The organism is Fructobacillus fructosus KCTC 3544 (assembly GCF_001438695.1).
Taxonomy (GTDB): domain Bacteria; phylum Bacillota; class Bacilli; order Lactobacillales; family Lactobacillaceae; genus Fructobacillus; species Fructobacillus fructosus.
In genome coordinates, this window is record NZ_JQBH01000023.1 from 1 (window position 1) to 739 (window position 739).

The 739-nt window shown below is 35.6% G+C and carries 1 pseudogene; it reads right to left on the minus strand.

Going from position 1 to position 739, the window contains the following annotated elements:
- Nucleotides 1-243: 243 nt before the first annotated feature.
- Nucleotides 244-739 (minus strand): annotated as a pseudogene (locus tag IV71_RS07395) (hypothetical protein); the annotation flags it as partial.

The window sequence follows — 739 nt, forward strand, 5'->3', positions numbered from 1 at the left end:
CAATGATGGTGTCACCATTGATTGGTAGTGTTGACTCAGCTAAGTTAAATTGAAACTTATCACTTATCAGCCTTTCTTTAGGTGCTTTATTTTGCGTATTTTTTGTTTTCTTTTTTGGAAATAATCTCATAAAAATTCGTCCTTTTCATTGTTCTACCTCTACTATGTTTTTTTCTCGATATTTTACGCATCTTCACCTTTTTTTATTAAAAAGTCCCCCGAAAATCGAGGGACTCGTGATTGCTAAATGTTAATTGCATCATCAATTTGAGAGACAGCAAAATCTAAATCTTCTTGCTGAGCACGCTCCGCTTTGGCAAAATTCATAAACTTAGGTGCCACTGTTTTAAAATCTTGATAGTTTAATTCTTTCGTCATTTCTGTGACAATCATGTTATCAAAAAGATTGGCTCGCCCTTGATCTAGCTTTTCTGCTTCTGAAGATAGTCCTTGGGCAATATTTTCATTTACCATTACCTTCTTCAAAAGATCGGGATCAAGATAAAACATATCCGACTTAATTTCAGACGAGTAACCAATATTTAACGCACTATCATCCACGATTTCTTGTTTGAGGTGCTTATACGTACCTTGGGATAAATCAACCGAGGCGGGGCTAAATACTTTGTGGAACTGGTCGGTGTAACCTTTTTTATTATTAAAAAAGAAATCGGACACGTCCTCAAAGTCTTCTGGTTCTAGGTTCCGAACCATTTCAGTTACTAAAAGGTTGTCAAAT